This window comes from Profundibacter sp. (assembly GCF_056498605.1).
Window position 1 is genome coordinate 39,622 of sequence record NZ_JBSMEZ010000025.1, and the last position, 16,208, is coordinate 55,829.

Annotated in this window: 15 protein-coding genes; 10 read left to right on the forward strand and 5 right to left on the reverse strand. The window is 55.8% G+C overall.

From position 1 onward, the window contains the following. Nucleotides 1-9 precede the first annotated feature (9 nt). The 3 genes from ACWB12_RS02910 to leuC all read right to left on the reverse strand — a co-directional run bounded on the left by ACWB12_RS02910 (nt 10) and on the right by leuC (nt 3,155). Nucleotides 10-849, reverse strand: a complete 840-nt coding sequence (locus tag ACWB12_RS02910) for a hypothetical protein (RefSeq protein WP_479528596.1) — start codon at nt 847-849, stop codon at nt 10-12. A gap of 270 nt (nt 850-1,119) precedes the next feature. After that, nucleotides 1,120-1,725 (reverse strand): 3-isopropylmalate dehydratase small subunit, encoded by a 606-nt coding sequence (gene leuD / locus ACWB12_RS02915; RefSeq protein ID WP_479528562.1) that lies wholly within the window; start codon nt 1,723-1,725, stop codon nt 1,120-1,122. An 11-nt stretch (nt 1,726-1,736) separates the two neighbouring features. Continuing rightward, nucleotides 1,737-3,155, reverse strand: coding sequence for a 3-isopropylmalate dehydratase large subunit (leuC, locus tag ACWB12_RS02920; protein ID WP_479528563.1), 1,419 nt, complete (start codon nt 3,153-3,155; stop codon nt 1,737-1,739). Between the two features lie 237 nt (nt 3,156-3,392). Here leuC and ACWB12_RS02925 point away from each other — a divergent pair, with 237 nt between their 5' ends. The 10 genes from ACWB12_RS02925 to ACWB12_RS02970 all read left to right on the forward strand — a co-directional run bounded on the left by ACWB12_RS02925 (nt 3,393) and on the right by ACWB12_RS02970 (nt 13,223). Then, entirely contained in the window at nt 3,393-4,715 is a 1,323-nt protein-coding gene (locus ACWB12_RS02925) for a mechanosensitive ion channel family protein (protein ID WP_479528564.1), read from the forward strand. Next, nucleotides 4,712-6,109: an amidase gene (locus ACWB12_RS02930; RefSeq protein WP_479528565.1), complete on the forward strand. Its 1,398-nt coding sequence runs from the start codon at nt 4,712-4,714 to the stop codon at nt 6,107-6,109. The genes ACWB12_RS02925 and ACWB12_RS02930 overlap by 4 nt, the downstream gene beginning before the upstream one ends. 96 nt (nt 6,110-6,205) lie before the next feature. Further along, complete coding sequence (rsfS, locus tag ACWB12_RS02935) at nt 6,206-6,589, forward strand: ribosome silencing factor (RefSeq protein WP_479528566.1); 384 nt, start codon at nt 6,206-6,208, stop codon at nt 6,587-6,589. Continuing rightward, nucleotides 6,589-7,059 carry a 23S rRNA (pseudouridine(1915)-N(3))-methyltransferase RlmH gene (rlmH, locus tag ACWB12_RS02940; RefSeq protein WP_479528567.1) on the forward strand — a complete coding sequence of 157 codons (471 nt, stop codon included), beginning with the start codon at nt 6,589-6,591 and terminating at the stop codon, nt 7,057-7,059. Before rsfS ends, rlmH begins: the two co-directional genes overlap by 1 nt. Before the next feature lie 259 nt (nt 7,060-7,318). Further along, the gene (gene gpmI, locus ACWB12_RS02945; protein WP_479528568.1) at nt 7,319-8,839 is read left to right on the forward strand and encodes a 2,3-bisphosphoglycerate-independent phosphoglycerate mutase; all 1,521 of its coding nucleotides are present in this window, start codon (nt 7,319-7,321) and stop codon (nt 8,837-8,839) included. Then, entirely contained in the window at nt 8,836-9,975 is a 1,140-nt protein-coding gene (locus ACWB12_RS02950; protein WP_479528569.1) for a murein hydrolase activator EnvC family protein, read from the forward strand. Before gpmI ends, ACWB12_RS02950 begins: the two co-directional genes overlap by 4 nt. Nucleotides 9,976-9,991: 16 nt before the next feature. Then, entirely contained in the window at nt 9,992-11,326 is a 1,335-nt protein-coding gene (locus ACWB12_RS02955; protein ID WP_479528570.1) for a S41 family peptidase, read from the forward strand. 39 nt (nt 11,327-11,365) lie between these two features. Beyond that, a complete protein-coding gene (locus tag ACWB12_RS02960) occupies nt 11,366-11,848 on the forward strand; it encodes an RNA pyrophosphohydrolase (protein WP_479528571.1) in 483 nt (160 codons plus the stop codon). Further along, nucleotides 11,845-12,333, forward strand: a complete 489-nt coding sequence (locus ACWB12_RS02965; protein WP_479528572.1) for a hypothetical protein — start codon at nt 11,845-11,847, stop codon at nt 12,331-12,333. The genes ACWB12_RS02960 and ACWB12_RS02965 overlap by 4 nt, the downstream gene beginning before the upstream one ends. Before the next feature lie 38 nt (nt 12,334-12,371). Continuing rightward, a complete protein-coding gene (locus ACWB12_RS02970; RefSeq protein ID WP_479528573.1) occupies nt 12,372-13,223 on the forward strand; it encodes a class I SAM-dependent methyltransferase in 852 nt (283 codons plus the stop codon). 320 nt (nt 13,224-13,543) lie between these two features. On the opposite strand, the gene ACWB12_RS02975 is transcribed toward ACWB12_RS02970, so the two are convergent. Then, nucleotides 13,544-14,806, reverse strand: coding sequence for a lytic murein transglycosylase (locus tag ACWB12_RS02975; protein WP_479528597.1), 1,263 nt, complete (start codon nt 14,804-14,806; stop codon nt 13,544-13,546). 155 nt (nt 14,807-14,961) lie between these two features. Then, nucleotides 14,962-16,200, reverse strand: coding sequence for a bifunctional folylpolyglutamate synthase/dihydrofolate synthase (locus ACWB12_RS02980; RefSeq protein ID WP_479528598.1), 1,239 nt, complete (start codon nt 16,198-16,200; stop codon nt 14,962-14,964). Nucleotides 16,201-16,208 lie beyond the last annotated feature (8 nt).

Below are 16,208 nucleotides of genomic sequence, written 5' to 3' on the forward strand. Positions count from 1 at the left end.
GCGCATAGATTAGGCCGGCTGAAATCCATTTAGTTCGGCCAGCGCTGACGACTGCTTGCGCTTTTGTGCAACCATTGACGCGATCCGGCCCATTGCGATTCCACGCATAAACAGACTTGATGGTAGAAATGCCCATGCCGCCATTGTCCACACCATCGTCTGCGGAGAATCAAGTGTTATCGGATCAAATACGTTTGATGCTGCTTTAATAACAGCAGGGGTCAAGAAGGGGAGCAAAAAGCCAAGCGCGATGTTGAAGCGGGCATCACGGTTTAGTCTTTCAACCACATCACCACCGGTGGTCGGATCAAAAGTGGGCAGGTTTACCCAGACGTTGAACGGTTTGTTATGTGATGGCCAGCCTTGCAGGCGCAGCAAAATAACAAACACCGCCAAGGTCAACAAGGAAATCAGATAGCTGATTCCGGCCGTTGTGCGCACAAGGATCAGGTTTTCAACGCTGGCGTTTTCAGGCAGCATCAGCACCACCAACCGCACCGGGCTGAATGGAAAATCAATGGCCTGCCCGATCAAAGACCCGGTCGCCTCTATAAACTGCGTTAAGGTCGTTGGGTCGGTTTGCCCGCGGAAAATAGCCGAGAGCAAGAAAACTGTTGTGAAAAGAGACACAAAGCGCACCCGGTTAAAGGGTGGTGCGTCCCGAAACTCGACAAGGCTTGGATAGCTTGAAGAATATTCGATGAATGTCAGAAGAGCACCGAAAAGTGCAACAAGTGAAACGATTTGAACCGAGTCAGGGTTTGTGCCAGGCAACAGCATAGAGGGCGTTGCAACCAACACCACGATCAACAATGCACGCACAACGGCGCCTGTAAGCTGTGAAATCACTGCTCTGTTACCCTTAATTCGGTCGGAAGCGATACGATGCCGCGCCCTTTTCCCAAATCTTTCCCGCACATTATGGCGGATTGCCTCAATCTTGCCCAATTTTTGCCTTCTTTCACTTTCCAGCACAAGTCATGGTTAACTATAAGTAAAAGTTTGAGGCGATTTCGTGGAAGAACTGGTGCGACTTTGCATCAAATTAGCAGCAAAAAGGGGCCCGGCATGTGCCGGACCCCATATGTGGTGGTTGTTAAATATTTAGCCCCTAAATAATTAGACCCAAGGGCGGGCTGAGGCTGCCATTGTTTCGAAATTGGAAATTGAGTCGGATTTTTCCATTGTCAGGCCGATGTCGTCCAATCCTTCCAGCAAACAGTGCTTTTTGAAGGAATCCACATCGAATTTAATGACATCCCCATCCGAAGTGGTGATTTCTTGGCGCTCCAGATCAACTGTCATGCGGGCGTTGGCACCTTTTTCGGCGTCTTTCATCAACACGTCCACCTGTTCTTGGGGCAGGGCAATCGGCAGGATGCCGTTTTTGAAACAGTTGTTGAAAAAGATGTCGGCAAAGCTGGGCGCAATCACACAAGTGATGCCGAAATCCTTGATCGCCCAAGGCGCATGTTCACGGGACGAGCCACAGCCAAAGTTATCGCCCGCCACCAGAATTTCAGCATTGCGATAGGCGGGTTGGTTCAGAATGAAGTCGGGCCGCTCATTGCGGTCATCATCATAGCGCATCTCGTCAAACAGGTTCACGCCAAGGCCCGACCGTTTGATGGTTTTCAAAAATAGTTTCGGGATGATCATATCGGTATCGATGTTGATCATGGGCATCGGGGCGGCGATGCCGGTGATTTTTTCAAATTTTTCCATCATCGCTCTCCTTATATCATATCCCGAACATCGGTCAGATGTCCGGTGATTGCGGCTGCGGCGGCCATTGCGGGGGACAGAAGATGTGTGCGTCCGTTACGCCCTTGGCGTCCTTCAAAATTGCGGTTGCTGGTCGAGGCACAACGCTCGCCCGGTTCCAGCTGATCGGGATTCATCGCCAGACACATGGAACAGCCCGCAAGCCGCCATTCAAATCCGGCATCCAGAAATATCTGGTCCAGACCTTCTTCTTCGGCTTGGGCCCGAACCAGACCGGAGCCCGGAACGATCATCGCCCGCATCCCGTCTTTGACTTTCTTGCCTTTCAGGATTTTAGCCGCGGCACGTAAATCCTCGATCCGCCCGTTGGTGCAGGACCCGATGAATACGGTGTCGATTTTAATGTCGGTCAGTTTCTGACCTGCCGTCAGGCCCATGTATTCAATCGACCGTGCGGCGGCGTCCACTTTGCCGTCTTTGAAATCGGATGGGGCAGGAACTGATGCCGTGATCGGCAGCACGTCTTCGGGTGAGGTGCCCCATGTGACCACGGGTGCGATGTCTTCGCCTTTCAGCACCAGCACCTTGTCGAAATGTGCGCCCTCGTCGGTGAACAGGGTTTTCCACCATGCCAACGCCATTTCCCATTGCGCCCCTTTCGGGGTGTGGGGGCGGCCCTTTACGTATTCATAGGTGGTCTCATCCGGTGCAATTAGCCCTGCACGCGCGCCACCTTCAATTGCCATGTTACAAACCGTCATCCGGCCTTCCATCGACAGATCACGGATCGCTTCGCCGCAATATTCAATCACATAACCGGTGCCGCTAGCGGTGCCAGTTTCACCAATCACAGCCAAGGTAATATCCTTGGCGGTCACACCTGGCATCAGTTTTCCGGTGATCTCGACTTTCATGTTTTTGGACTTCTGCTGGATCAGGGTTTGCGTCGCCAGAACATGTTCGACTTCGGATGTGCCGATGCCATGCGCCAATGCGCCAAACGCGCCGTGGGTCGCTGTGTGGCTGTCGCCGCAAACCACTGTCATGCCGGGCAGGGTCCAACCCTGCTCAGGCCCGACGATATGCACGATGCCTTGGCGCACATCATCAACCGGATAGTAATGGATGCCGGTTTCGCGGGCGTTTTTATCCAGCGCCTCGACCTGAATGCGGCTTTCCTCGTTTTCAATGCCCTTGGCGCGGTCCAGCGTGGTGGGCACGTTATGGTCTGGCACAGCAATCGTTTTATCGGGCGCGTGCACCTTGCGGCCAGACAGGCGCAGACCTTCAAAGGCTTGCGGACTGGTGACCTCGTGCACCAGATGGCGGTCGATATATAACAGGGTGGTGCCGTCTTCGGCCTCATGGGCGATGTGGGCATCCCAGATTTTATCATAGAGTGTTTTGGGGCCAGTGTTCGGGGCGGTCATGGTGTTTCCTTTCCCGCAAGATGTGGATGATTGAATTATGACAGGCAGCGCGGTCGCGCCGGACCAATTATAGGTCTGAATTAATCCCAAGGCTTTGGCCATAGAACCGCCAAGGCAGGCGGGCGTGGTCATCTATGTCGAAAATACGAGTCATACAGAGGGAATACATCGCACAAGGCGGGCGGGCAAGGGCCGTGACCATTGTCTAACCGGTAATAACTGTGCAAACCTGCAAATATGGAGAATAGCGTAGTTCAGGAAGTCCAGAGTTTAAGCAATCAGATACAGGTTCTGATTGATAAACTGGTTACGTTTTCCGGCAGCTTATTACTGCCATCGCGCCTGACCCAGATGGGCATTATGATTGCGCTGCTGGTGGTGGCGTATCTGTTGAAACTGTATTTCGGGCCAAAAATCCATGAACGAATGCGCGGGCTGGCAGGGCGGCCTAAATGGCAGCTGCGTATCTTTGTGCTGTTGCTCAAACGTATACGGTTGATTGTTTTTGTGGTTCTGATCTGGGTCGTTATCGCGATCGAGAGTGAAGTGTTGAACCTGTTTCCTTCGCGCTATTATCTGCTGTCTATTGTCGGCACGATTGCCTTTGCTTGGCTGATGGTGGTGGTCGTTGCGCGGTTCATTCACAATTCGTTCCTGCGCCGCATCGTTACGTGGGGCGCCTGGACCTATGTCACACTCTATTTTATGGGGCTGATCGCGCCGACCGAACAATTGCTGGACCACATGGCGATAGAGTTTGGGGATTTCCGCCTGTCGATATTGATGATCATCAAGGCATTGGTGGTGACGGCTATCTTCTTCTCGCTGGCGCGGCTGATCTCGAAAGGCACAACAAAACGTATCCGCAATAACGAAGAAATATCGCCGTCCATGCAGGTGTTGATGGTGAAATTCATGCAGGTCACCCTGTATGGGTTCGCGTTTTTCATCGGACTAAAGGCCGTAGGGTTTGATCTGACCGGTCTTGCGGTTTTGTCGGGGGCCATCGGTATCGGCCTTGGGTTTGGGTTGCAAAAGGTGGTGTCGAACCTTGTTTCGGGTGTGATCATCCTGATGGACAAGTCGATCAAACCGGGCGATGTAATTTCGCTGGGTGATACCTTTGGCTGGATCAACACACTGGGCGCACGCTATGCCTCGGTGGTGACGCGGGACGGTAAGGAATACCTGATCCCGAACGAGGATTTGATCACCAACCAAGTGGTTAACTGGTCCCACACCAATGATTTTGTGCGGCTCGATATATTCTTTGGCACGGCTTACGGTGACGATCCGCACAAGGTGCGGGGACTGGCCCGTGCAGCGGCGGCCTCGGTTGATCGGGTGCTGACCATGCGCCCACCCGTTTGTCACATTGTTGGTTTTGGCGACAGCTCGGTCGATTACATCCTGCGGTTCTGGATCACTGATCCGACAGACGGTTTGACCAACATTCGCGGCAATGTGTATTTGGCCCTGTGGGACACTTTCCAGGAGAACGATATCTCCATCCCGTTCCCACAGCGTGAAATAAAGATGCTGGAGGATAAGCCGAAGTGAAGGATGCGATTGATCTGATCGCCGCGTTGCGGGACAAAAAGATGTCGTCGGTTGAACTGGTCACACATACGCTTGCCCGTATTGATGCCATCAACCCAACAGTAAACGCCATCGTCGGGATGCGTCCGGTTGATGATATCCTGGCCGAGGCCAAAGCTGCCGATGCCGCCCCGCCCAAAGGTCCGTTGCATGGTATGCCCTTCGCCATCAAAGACCTGACCGAGACCAAGGGTATTCGCACCACATACGGATCGCCCGTTTTCTCCGATAATATCCCTGACGCTGACAGCCTAATGGTGCAGCGCATCCGTGCGGCGGGGGCGATTATCATCGGCAAAACCAACACGCCGGAATTCGGGCTGGGATCGCACAGTTATAATCCGGTCTATGGTGTGACGCGTAATCCGTATGACACAAGTGTTTCGGCGGGTGGCTCCAGCGGTGGTGCTGCCGTTGCGCTGGCCACGGGGATGCTGCCGCTGGCGGATGGCTCTGATATGATGGGATCGCTGCGCAATCCGGCAGCGTGGAACAATGTCTACGGATTTCGGCCCAGTTACGGGTTGGTGCCCGATGACCCTGCGGGTGAAAATTTCCTGCATCAGTTATCAACTAGCGGCCCGATGGCCCGCAACATCCGCGATCTGGAACTGTTGCTACAAGTGATCGGGGTGCCCGACGCGCGGCTGCCCCATTCCACAGATGCCTACATACCCTTGCCGAATGTGACTAGCCTGAAAGGGCTGACAATCGGCTGGGTTGGCGACTGGGGCGGATATTATCCGATGGACTCCGAAATCCTGCACCTGTGCGAGGTCGCGCTGGAGCAATTGCGCGACTTGGGTGCGACGGTGATACCCTTCACCCCACCCATCGCCCCCGAACAGCTTTGGCAGTCATGGACCACTCTGCGCAGCTGGGATATCGCGGCAAAGCAGGCGCCGCTATACCACGATCCGAAAACCCGCGACCTGCTGAAACCCGAAATGATCTGGGAGATCGAGCGTGGGCTGGCCATGTCCGCGGTTCAGGTGCATGAGGCCAGCGTGATCCGCTCAACATGGTTTGCAGCCTTCGCCGCACAGCCGGATGTCGACGTTATGGCCCTACCATCCGCCCAGATATTCCCGTTCAATGCCGACTGGCATTGGCCCAAAACCGTGATGGGCCGCGACATGGACACCTATCACCGCTGGATGGAAGTCGTGGTGCCCGCATCCCTGACTGGCCTGCCCGCATTGAACGTGCCCGTAGGTTTCGGCGCGGCGGGCTTGGCGATGGGGATGCAACTGGTCGGACAACGCGGGGCGGATGCACGTATCCTGCAAATCGGGCAGCTCTACCATGATGCAACAGATTGGCCCCGCCGACGCCCGCCTGAAATCAATGCTTGAACCCGCCCCGATGCCACCCCATAAGCGCACATTGAGATTTAACGATTCCAATGCTACTCATGGTTTACACCCCGCGCTTTTCTAAGGAGGACAGGTTTGTCCAGCACATCTAAACAGGTTTCAAGCAAAGAACTGCTTGAGCGTATCCTTACCTCGCTTGATGACAGCAAAGCCGAAGACGTGATCGCCATCAGCCTGAAAGGCAAAAGCGAGATCGCGGATCATATGGTGATCTGTTCGGGCCGGTCCTCGCGTCAAGTCAGCGCGATGGCGGAAAAGCTGTCGGATCAGTTGAAGCACGAGTTCGAGATTTTTCCAAAGATCGAGGGCAAGGATCAGGGCGACTGGGTGCTGATCGATGCGGGCGACGTGATTGTGCATGTGTTCCGCCCCGAAGTGCGCGAATTCTACCAGCTGGAAAAACTGTGGCAGGGCATACGGCCCACTGACGTTGACGGCCGCCCCGCTGACTCCATCTGATGCGGGTGCATATTTGCGCCGTTAGCCGCCTGCGGGTTGGCCCCGAGCGTGAATTGCTGGACGATTACCTAACACGGTTTGAGCGCACGGGCCGCAGCTTGGGCCTTGGGCCTGTGACGGTTCACGAGGTCGAGGATAAAAAGGGCGGCGGGATGGATGCCGAGGCAACCCTGCTGGAACGCGCTATTCCCAAGGGGGCGGTGATTTGCGCGCTGGACGAACGTGGTCGCGTGATGCCCTCGCCCGATTTTGCCACCAAACTGGGCGGCTGGCGTGATCAGGGCACATCCGATCTGGCGTTTGTGATTGGTGGTGCTGACGGGATCGCCAAAACCTTGCGGGACCGCGCCGATTTCAAACTGTCATTTGGCGCAATGGTCTGGCCCCACATGCTGGTGCGGGTGATGTTAAGTGAGCAGTTGTATCGGGCAACGACGATATTGGCGGGCGGGCCGTATCATCGGGTTTGATTATGCGCCTGCTTTGAGTTGTGCACCCGTCATTTTGCAAAAATGACAGCACCCGACCGCCTCATGGCGGGCGCTTTTGCAACGTTGATTTTAGAGGATATCTCTCAATTCTTTCACACCATAGAAATGACCTAACCCACACCACCATGCGCCCACCCAGCCGGGCGCTGTCATTTTTGCAAAAATAGTCTTCCCTTCACCCTGTTGCTCTCCCCTCCCTTGAGGCGTAAAACTCCACTAACCACATCAGGAGTTCCTAATGACCACACCCAAACCCGTCGTTTTGTGCATCCTTGATGGCTGGGGTATTCGTGAGGCGGACGCCGCCAACGCCCCCGCATTGGCCAACACCCCGAATTTCGACCGTATCCTGCGCGATTGCCCGTCATCCCAGTTGATCACCCACGGCCCCGATGTGGGGCTGCCCAGCGGGCAGATGGGCAACTCCGAGGTGGGGCATACCAATATTGGCGCTGGGCGCGTGGTGCCGATGGATCTGGGGATGATTGATCTGGCGATCAAGGATGGCTCGTTTGCCACAAACGCAACCTTGCAGGATTTCATTGCCAAGGTGAAAACCGCAAACGGCACTGCCCATCTGATGGCGCTGGTGTCGGATGGCGGGGTGCATGGGCATATCGACCATGTGGTTGCAGCGGCCAAGGTGATTACCAATGCGGGTCTGCCCGTGCTGATCCATGCCATGACCGACGGGCGCGATGTGCCGCCTAAATCGGCGGCTGAATTCATTGCTGATCTGGTCAGGCGACTGCCGGATGGTGCAGGCGTGGCCACCGTGATCGGGCGCTATTACGCGATGGATCGGGACAACCGTTGGGAGCGGGTCGGGCTGGCTTACGGCGCGATGATCAACGGTAAGGGGTTGAACGCTGTCAGCGCTGTGGAGGCTGTCACGCAATCTTATGCGCGCGATGTTACGGACGAGTTTATCAAACCCACGGTGATTGCAGATTATAAGGGTGTGCAGGATGGCGACGGTATATTCTGCCTGAACTTCCGCGCCGACCGCGCCCGCGAGATACTCGCCGCGATTGGCCAGCCTGATTTTGACGGCTTCCAAACCGGCAAGCGCCCGCAGTTGTCAGCGTTGCTCGGCATGGTGCAATATTCCGACGCCCACAACGCCTATATGACCACGGTTTTTCCCAAAAAACCGCTGGTCAACACGTTGGGCGAATGGGTGGCCAAACAGGGGTTGCGCCAGTTCCGGCTGGCCGAAACCGAGAAATACCCGCATGTGACGTTTTTCCTGAACGGCGGCAAGGAAACGCCGGAAGTTGGCGAGGACCGTTATATGGCCCAAAGCCCCAAGGTGGCGACCTATGATTTGCAGCCGGAAATGTCAGCCGCCGAAGTGACGGACCATTTTGTGCAGGCGATCGAGGAGGGGTATGATCTGATCGTCACCAATTACGCCAACCCCGATATGGTCGGCCACACTGGCAACATCCCCGCAGCGATCAAGGCGTGCGAGGCGGTGGACCTTGGGCTGGGCCGTGTGTTGGCGGCATTGGAAAAAGCGGGCGGCGCGATGATTGTCACGGCGGATCATGGCAATTGTGAAACCATGATTGACCCTGAAACAGGTGGGCCACACACCGCCCACACCACCAATCCGGTGCCGGTGATCATGGTTGGCGGGCCAGACGGTGCGCATTTGCATCAAGGTCGCCTATCTGACCTTGCCCCGACGCTGCTGGACCTGATGAACCTGCCTTTACCTGATGAGATGACCGGCGAAAGCTTGATCGACAAATGAGTTGGCATGGCCTCATATTGATACTTGCGCTGGCGCTGACCACCCCTGTTTTGGCGGCGGATACCGACCCCGCGCATTTGGCCAAACGCGCGGCCCAGCAATTGAACGTGGCGGCGATTGCCCTGCGTGATGCGGAGCAAGCCAGCGACCGTGTGGCCGCCCTGACCCAAACCATTCAGGCCTATGAGGCGGGGTTGGTGGCGATGCGCGAAGGCATGCGCCGTGCGTCGATCCGTGAACAATCGCTGCAACTGGAGCTTGACGCCAAGCGGGATGAGGTATCACGCCTGTTGGGGGTATTGCAAAGCATGGAGGCCACATCGGTGCCCCTGCTGTTACTGCATCCATCAGGGCCGATTGGCACTGCGCGGTCTGGCATGATCCTGTCCGAGGTGACCCCCGCAATTCAGGCACAGGCCGAGACCTTGCGTGGGCAGTTGGAAGAAGTAGCGCTGCTGCATTCACTTCAGCAAAGCTCGGCCCAGATACTGGTTGACGGGCTGCGTGGGGTGCAGGACGCGCGCACGAGACTGTCGCAAGCGGTTTCCGACCGCACCGATCTGCCAAAACGGTTTGCCGAGGATCCGGTAAAAACCGCAAACCTGTTGGATAGCAGTGAAACCCTGGAAGGGTTCGCCAGCGGTTTGGCCGAAATAACCGAAGATACAGGCCAGAAAATTGACCTACCCGACTTCGAGGATGCCAAAGGCACCCTGCCTCTGCCCGTCAACGGCACCCTGTTGCGGCGCTATAACGAGGCCGACGCGGCAGGCGTGCGCCGCCCCGGCCTGTTGCTGGCAACCCGCCCGCTTTCCATCGTCACCACCCCGTGGCCCGCAACAATTCGCTATCGCGGCCCGTTGCTTGACTACGGAAACGTGATGATTCTGGAGCCTTCCAGTGGTTACCTTTTGGTTCTGACGGGGTTAAACCGTGTGTACGGAGAAATCGGCGAGGTTCTGCCCGCGGGTGGTCCTGTGGGCCTGATGGGCGGGGATGCGCCTGAAAATAGCGATTTTTTGTCGCTATCTGGTCAACAGGGTGGTTCCGAACGCACGGAAACGCTCTATATAGAGTTGAGACAAGGCAAAGAAACGATAGACCCTGAACAATGGTTTGCGCAAAAACCGGACTAACAAGGAATTGGATGCTATGAAGAAATTTGTTATGGCGGCACTTGGTGGCACACTGGCCGGAGTGCTGGCAACCACACAAATCGCGGGCCCGTTGATTGCACAGGAAAACGCAAGCAATACGTCGGTTTACCAACAGCTTGATCTGTTTGGCGATGTGTTCGAGCGTATCCGCGCCCAATATGTCAGCGAAGTAGACGAGGCCGATCTGATCGAGGCCGCGATCAAGGGGATGATGACATCGCTTGATCCGCACTCCAGCTACCTGCCACCCAAAGACTTTGACGACATGCAGGTGCAAACCCGTGGCGAATTCGGTGGACTGGGCATTGAGGTGACGCAGGAAGACGGCTTTGTTAAGGTCGTGTCGCCAATGGATGGCACCCCTGCGGATGCTGCCGGTGTCGAGTCTGGTGATTTTATCACCCAAGTCGATGGCGAGAGCCTGCTGGGGCTGGACCTGAATGAAGCGGTTGAATTGATGCGCGGGCCTATCGGTTCGGAAATCATTATCACCGTGGTGCGCGAAGGCACGGATGAGCCGTTTGACATTTCGATCATTCGTGACACGATTAAACTGACCGCCGTTCGCACCCGCACCGAGGGTGAAACCGTGGTTCTGCGGATCACCACCTTTAACGATCAAACCTATCCGAACCTGAAAAGCGGTCTGGAAAAGGCGGTCGAGGAAGCTGGTGGCATGGATAAGGTTAACGGTTTTGTTGTTGATCTACGCAACAATCCGGGCGGGCTGCTGACCCAAGCGATCCGCGTTTCGGATGCGTTCCTTGAGTCAGGTGAAATCGTTTCCACCCGTGGACGTAACCCCGAAGATGGTGACCGATTTAACGCCACGCCGGGGGACCTGGCTGATGGCAAACCTGTTGTGGTTCTGATCAACGGTGGCTCTGCCTCGGCGTCCGAAATTGTTGCTGGTGCGCTAAAGGATCACCGCCGCGCGGTTGTGGTCGGCACTAAAAGTTTTGGCAAGGGGTCGGTTCAGACCATCATGCCCGTTAAGGGCGATGGCGCGATGCGCCTGACCACGGCGCGGTATTACACCCCGTCGGGGCGCTCTATTCAGGGGCTTGGCGTGTCGCCTGATATCATTGTTGAACAGCCACGGCACAAACCTGACGAGAACGCGATCGATGCTGATCGGCCTGCGTTCCGTTCCGAAGCTGATCTGCGCGATTCTATTAGCAATGACAGCTACACCGAAGAAGAGCGCCGTCAGATCGAAGAAGAGCGCGCGATCGCCGAAGAGGCCGCCAAGTTGCGCGAAGATGATGCGCAACTGGCCTATGCGATTGATCTGCTAAAGGGTCTGTCAGCGCTTTCGCCGAAAAACTAAAGGATCAGGGCGGGCTTTTGGGCCCGCCCGCATTACATCATGACGCCAGAAAAAATCGCAGCCCTTCCGTATCGTTCAAATGCGGGCATTGTGTTGGTTAACCCTGTGGGTCTGGTGTTTGCAGGCCAACGCATCGACAGCCCGAATGATGCATGGCAAATGCCTCAAGGTGGAATTGATAAGGGTGAAACCCCGCGTGATGCGGCCCTGCGCGAGTTGACCGAGGAAACCGGTGTCACTGCTGATCTGGTAACGGTAGATGCCGAAACCAGCGACTGGATAACCTATGATCTTCCGCCGGAATTGCTGCATAAACTATGGAAAGGGCGCTATCGCGGTCAGAAACAGAAATGGTTTTTGATGCGGTTTCACGGGCGGAATGATCAGGTGAATATCGAACTGGAACATGCTGAATTTTCACGTTGGGCATGGATGGCACCTGACGAATTGCTGAGTGTTATCGTGCCATTCAAACGCGAGGTTTATTCGGCGGTGTTTGATCAGTTCAGGGGCAAGATATGAAGCGCATTCTTATGGCCGTAAGCCTTGTGCTTCTTACGGCGAGCCACGCTGTTGCCTTGTCCTGTGTCAGGTCAACAATCGAGGGCAGCTATAAAGGGTTTAGCGAAGCTAAAGAACAATACATCCTCGTTTCGGGCAGTCTGACCAATAAGCGTAATGTGGTTCTTGGGCCAAAGCCCCAAGGGAGTTTGGGGAATCGTGGCGAAAATTTTACCGCAACGTTTGTTGGCGATCAGGGCACCCGTGCCGGTTTTGACAGGCCGATTGAGATAACTGTTGCGGTTAGTGCTGTCTGTGCTGGCCCGTGGTGCGGGGCTGTGGCGATGGACACACCCATGATCACATTCCTTGAAATCACCCCGTATGGCCATCAACTGTCAGTCGGGCCCTGCTATGGCAATGTGTTTTACAACCCGACCAAGGATCAGACCCGCAGGGTATTACAATGTCTGCGCGGCGGGGTTTGCGAGCCGCAATCCAGATAATCCTTTTCATATCCGCCCCCATTCGCTAATCCGTGCCAATGAGAGAAAAAATAGATACTCGCGCAATCGGTCTCGATGTTGGCCTGTCCTTTACCAAATGGCTGACTGGTGCTGAGAACCTGCACTATGGTCTGTGGGACGGGCTGGATGTGACGGCTGGTAATCTGAATGCCGCACAGTCTGCGTACACCACCAAGCTGTTCAAACTGCTGCCAAAGGGCAAGTTGCGGATACTGGACATTGGCGGAGGTGCGGGGGAAACCGCGCGTAAATTGCTGGAACTGGGGCATAGCGTCGACATCGTGGTGCCAAGCGCCTTTCTTGCGAAGCGTTGCCGTGCCAACGCGCCAGCCGCCACCGTGCATGAATGTATGTTCGAGGATTTGCAAACGGATCAGAAATTCGACCTCTGCCTGTTTTCCGAGAGCTTTCAATACATCCCTGCCGATATCGCGTTGGGCAAGGCAGCGGGATATCTGGACAAAGATGGTGAAATCATCATTTCTGACTGCTTCCGCTCTGAGGGTTTCAAAGGCCACGTTGTTGGCTCCACCGTTGGCGGTGGCCACCACATCGGCGCGTTTCGCAAGGTGCTAGCGGCGATGCCGATTAAAACCATTTCTGAAGAAGACATCACGGCCTCGGTTGCGCCTTCAATCGATCTGGAGCAGGGGTTTTTCAACGTCATCGGCCATGCCGTAACGCGAATTGATGGTGAGTTGGGCAAGAAGAAACGCAAAACCCGCTGGTTTATTCAGCGCGCCCTGATGACGGTGATGAGCAAACGCAAACGTTACCGGTTAAACCAGCGGCTGAATGAAAAAACCCGCACGGCAGCGCATTTCGCGGCGAACAATGTGTATCTGATGATCAAGCTGCGGCCGGAATAAGATTGCCACACAAGTTTGCGTCGCTTTAGGATGGAAGATATAGATTTAGTATGTTCAAGAAACTCATCCTGATATTTATAATAGCGATCCTGGGGTTCTTGATCTGGACCTATTTCAACCCATGGGAAATGCTTTTTGATACAGCGCGTTGCGGCGAAAGCCCCATAGGGTTTTACAGGCTTGAAATAGTGCCTTTTGAATTGACCGATTATGGCGGAGCGGAAGTTCAGACAGGCACGCCGATTGGCGGGGTTTGGGAGTTTGTGAAGTTTTACCTAGGCCAATATGAACTATGTAGGTAGGAGCCTTGGTTTACACCCTCACCGTCCGCGCAGCAGTTTCAGCAGATTCTGTGACGGAAACCCGTCCGGCGTTACCCCGACGGATGTTTGATAGGCACGGATCGCGTTGATCGTGTTTGGCCCGATAATTCCGTCAACTTTTTCCAACTCGAACCCCTTACGGATCATCCGGCGCTGCATTTCCTTCTTTTCCTTGAACGATAGCGGCGCGTATCCCCGCGGCCAGCTGGCCTTGATTGGCGGGCCGCCGACCAGCAAATCGGACAAATGCCCAACCCCGATCACATAGGCATCGGCCACGTTGTAACGTTCAATCACCGCGAAATTGTTAAAGATCATGAACGCCGCACCCGTCGCGCCCGCAGGCAGCAGGATCGAGGCAGAACCGTGGTTTGGTACATTACCACCACTGGCAGCCCGCACGCCCAATGCGGCCCAGTCACCGGGGTTTTTCAGGATTTTCCGGCTGGCCAGACCATAGTTGAACTTGGCAGGCAGGATCACCTCGACGCCCCAAGGCTGCCCTTTGCGCCAACCGAATTTGGCCAGATAAGCGGCGGTTGAGGCCAGCGCATCGGTCGGGTCATTCGACCAGATATCGCGTTTGCCGTCGCCGTTGAAATCCTGCGCATAGGCCAGATAGCTGGTCGGGATAAATTGCGTGTGCCCCATGGCACCGGCCCAGGATCCCTTCATCCCGCGCGGTTTCACATCGCCAGACTGGATGATCTTGAGCGCCGCAATCAGCTGCGCTTCAAAAAATTTGCCGCGCCGCCCGTCGAAGGAAAGTGTCGCCAGCGCTTCGATAATATCAATGTCACCACGTTGCGCACCATAGGCACTTTCCAGCCCCCAAACGGCGGCGACAACTTCTTTTTCAACGCCATAACGTGCTTCGATCTTGTCCAGAATCCGGCTGTATTTACGCAAAGCCGTTTGGCCGTTTTTAACCCGCACGGGGGAGGCAGCACTATCTAGATAATCCCATATCTGTTTGGTAAACTCCGACTGGTTCCGGTCCTTGGCGATGATCGCCTTGTCATATTTCACCCCGCGAAACGCCTGATCAAAAACAGCGCCTTTGATACCTTTGGCCAAGGCACGTTTGCGGAACCCCTTGACCCATTGCTGAAACCCGTGGTTCGACGTCGATATCTGAATTTCCACCAATGTTGCCTCCTGTGGTCGCGCGATCGGGCGTATCGGGGATGGGGGTGTTGTCGTCGCAACGGGCCGCTGTGCTGGCCGAGTCGATGTTTCTGGCGCAGTTTCACTCGCCATGCTTGGGCCCGCCAGAAAACCGGCAACAAGGCCGAGAGTAATCAACATTCTATGCACAAATACACCTGCTCGTTTTTATGTTCGGAGTAATGTAGCCTGATAACCGTCTTTGGAAAAGGCGTGATTATTCGGGTGGGCAGATCACAGCCAGTTTGCTAGCCGTTTTCGCGCAAAACCGCGCCTGCCAGATAGAGCGACCCGCAAATCAGGATGCGGGCGTTGGGGGTGGACCCAGTGATGGTCTGGATGGCGGCAATCACGCTATCGGCCTCATAGGCCGCCATGCCGACGTCGCTGGCCGCTTTTGCTGTATCGGCAGCGGGCAGGGTGTTTACCTCGTTCGGGATTGAAACCGCGTGCAGGGATTGGGCAATCGCGGCTAGGGGGCGCAAATAGCCCGTGACATCCTTGGTGTTCAGCATGCCGCAGATCAGGTGCAGCGGGCGTTTGGGCAGGCGGGTCAAGGCCTCGGCCAGTGCCAAACCCGCGGCGGGGTTGTGTCCGCCATCAAGCCACAGTTCCGCCGTGTCTGCCGCATCTATCAACGGGCCGTGGCGCAAATGTTGCAGACGGGCGGGCCATGTGGCGTTGGTGACGGCGGCCTCGCAGGCCGTTTCGCCAAATCCGAGGTGACGCAGGGCAACCAGCGCGATGCCTGCATTCTGGATCTGATGCGCGCCAATCAGGGCGGGCAAAGGCAGGTCCAGAAGGCCGGTTTCATCCTGATAGATTAGCCGCCCGCGTTCCTCGGAAACATGCCAATGCTGGCCATATGCGAGCAGCGGAGCACCGAGCCGGTTGGCGGTGGCCTCGATCACGTCAAGCGCTTCATCCGGTTGTGGGCCAACCACGCACGGCACACCGCGTTTGATGATTCCCGCCTTTTCGCGCGCGATTTCAGGCAGGGTTTCGCCCAGAAACTGGGTATGGTCGATGGACACGGGCGTGATCACCGTCAGGGCGGGTTTGTCCACCACGTTGGTTGCATCCAGCAATCCGCCAAGGCCGACCTCGAGCAGGGTGTAATCGGCGGGAACCTCGGTGAAGGCAAGGATGCCGGCGATGGTGGTGATCTCGAAATAGGTGATGGTCTCGCCGTTGTTCGCTTTGTAGCAACGGTTTAGCAGATCGGTCAGTGCGGGCTCGGATATATGTTCGCCCGCCAGCAGAATGCGTTCATGAAACCGTGCCAGATGCGGCGAGGTATAGGCATGGACAGTTTTGCCTGCCCCCTCAAGCCCGGCGTGGATCATCGCCTGGGTTGACCCCTTGCCGTTGGTGCCCGCGATATGGATCACGGGCGGGAGTTTGCGTTCAGGATGGTCGAGGGCGGTCAGCAATGCGTGGACACGATCCAGCGTCAGATCAATGATTTTGGGATGCAGCGACATCATCCGCGCAA

Excerpts from the sequence above, each read along its gene's own strand:
- leuD (WP_479528562.1), bottom strand. The coding sequence starts at position 1,725 with ATGGAAAAATTTGAAAAAATCACCGGCATCGCCGCCCCGATGCCCATG.
- leuC (WP_479528563.1), bottom strand. The coding sequence starts at position 3,155 with ATGACCGCCCCGAACACTGGCCCCAAAACACTCTATGATAAAATCTGG.
- ACWB12_RS02925 (WP_479528564.1), top strand. The coding sequence starts at position 3,393 with ATGGAGAATAGCGTAGTTCAGGAAGTCCAGAGTTTAAGCAATCAGATA.
- rlmH (WP_479528567.1), top strand. The coding sequence starts at position 6,589 with ATGCGGGTGCATATTTGCGCCGTTAGCCGCCTGCGGGTTGGCCCCGAG.
- gpmI (WP_479528568.1), top strand. The coding sequence starts at position 7,319 with ATGACCACACCCAAACCCGTCGTTTTGTGCATCCTTGATGGCTGGGGT.
- ACWB12_RS02950 (WP_479528569.1), top strand. The coding sequence starts at position 8,836 with ATGAGTTGGCATGGCCTCATATTGATACTTGCGCTGGCGCTGACCACC.
- ACWB12_RS02955 (WP_479528570.1), top strand. The coding sequence starts at position 9,992 with ATGAAGAAATTTGTTATGGCGGCACTTGGTGGCACACTGGCCGGAGTG.
- ACWB12_RS02960 (WP_479528571.1), top strand. The coding sequence starts at position 11,366 with ATGACGCCAGAAAAAATCGCAGCCCTTCCGTATCGTTCAAATGCGGGC.
- ACWB12_RS02965 (WP_479528572.1), top strand. The coding sequence starts at position 11,845 with ATGAAGCGCATTCTTATGGCCGTAAGCCTTGTGCTTCTTACGGCGAGC.
- ACWB12_RS02970 (WP_479528573.1), top strand. The coding sequence starts at position 12,372 with ATGAGAGAAAAAATAGATACTCGCGCAATCGGTCTCGATGTTGGCCTG.
- ACWB12_RS02975 (WP_479528597.1), bottom strand. The coding sequence starts at position 14,806 with ATGGCGAGTGAAACTGCGCCAGAAACATCGACTCGGCCAGCACAGCGG.
- ACWB12_RS02980 (WP_479528598.1), bottom strand. The coding sequence starts at position 16,200 with ATGATGTCGCTGCATCCCAAAATCATTGATCTGACGCTGGATCGTGTC.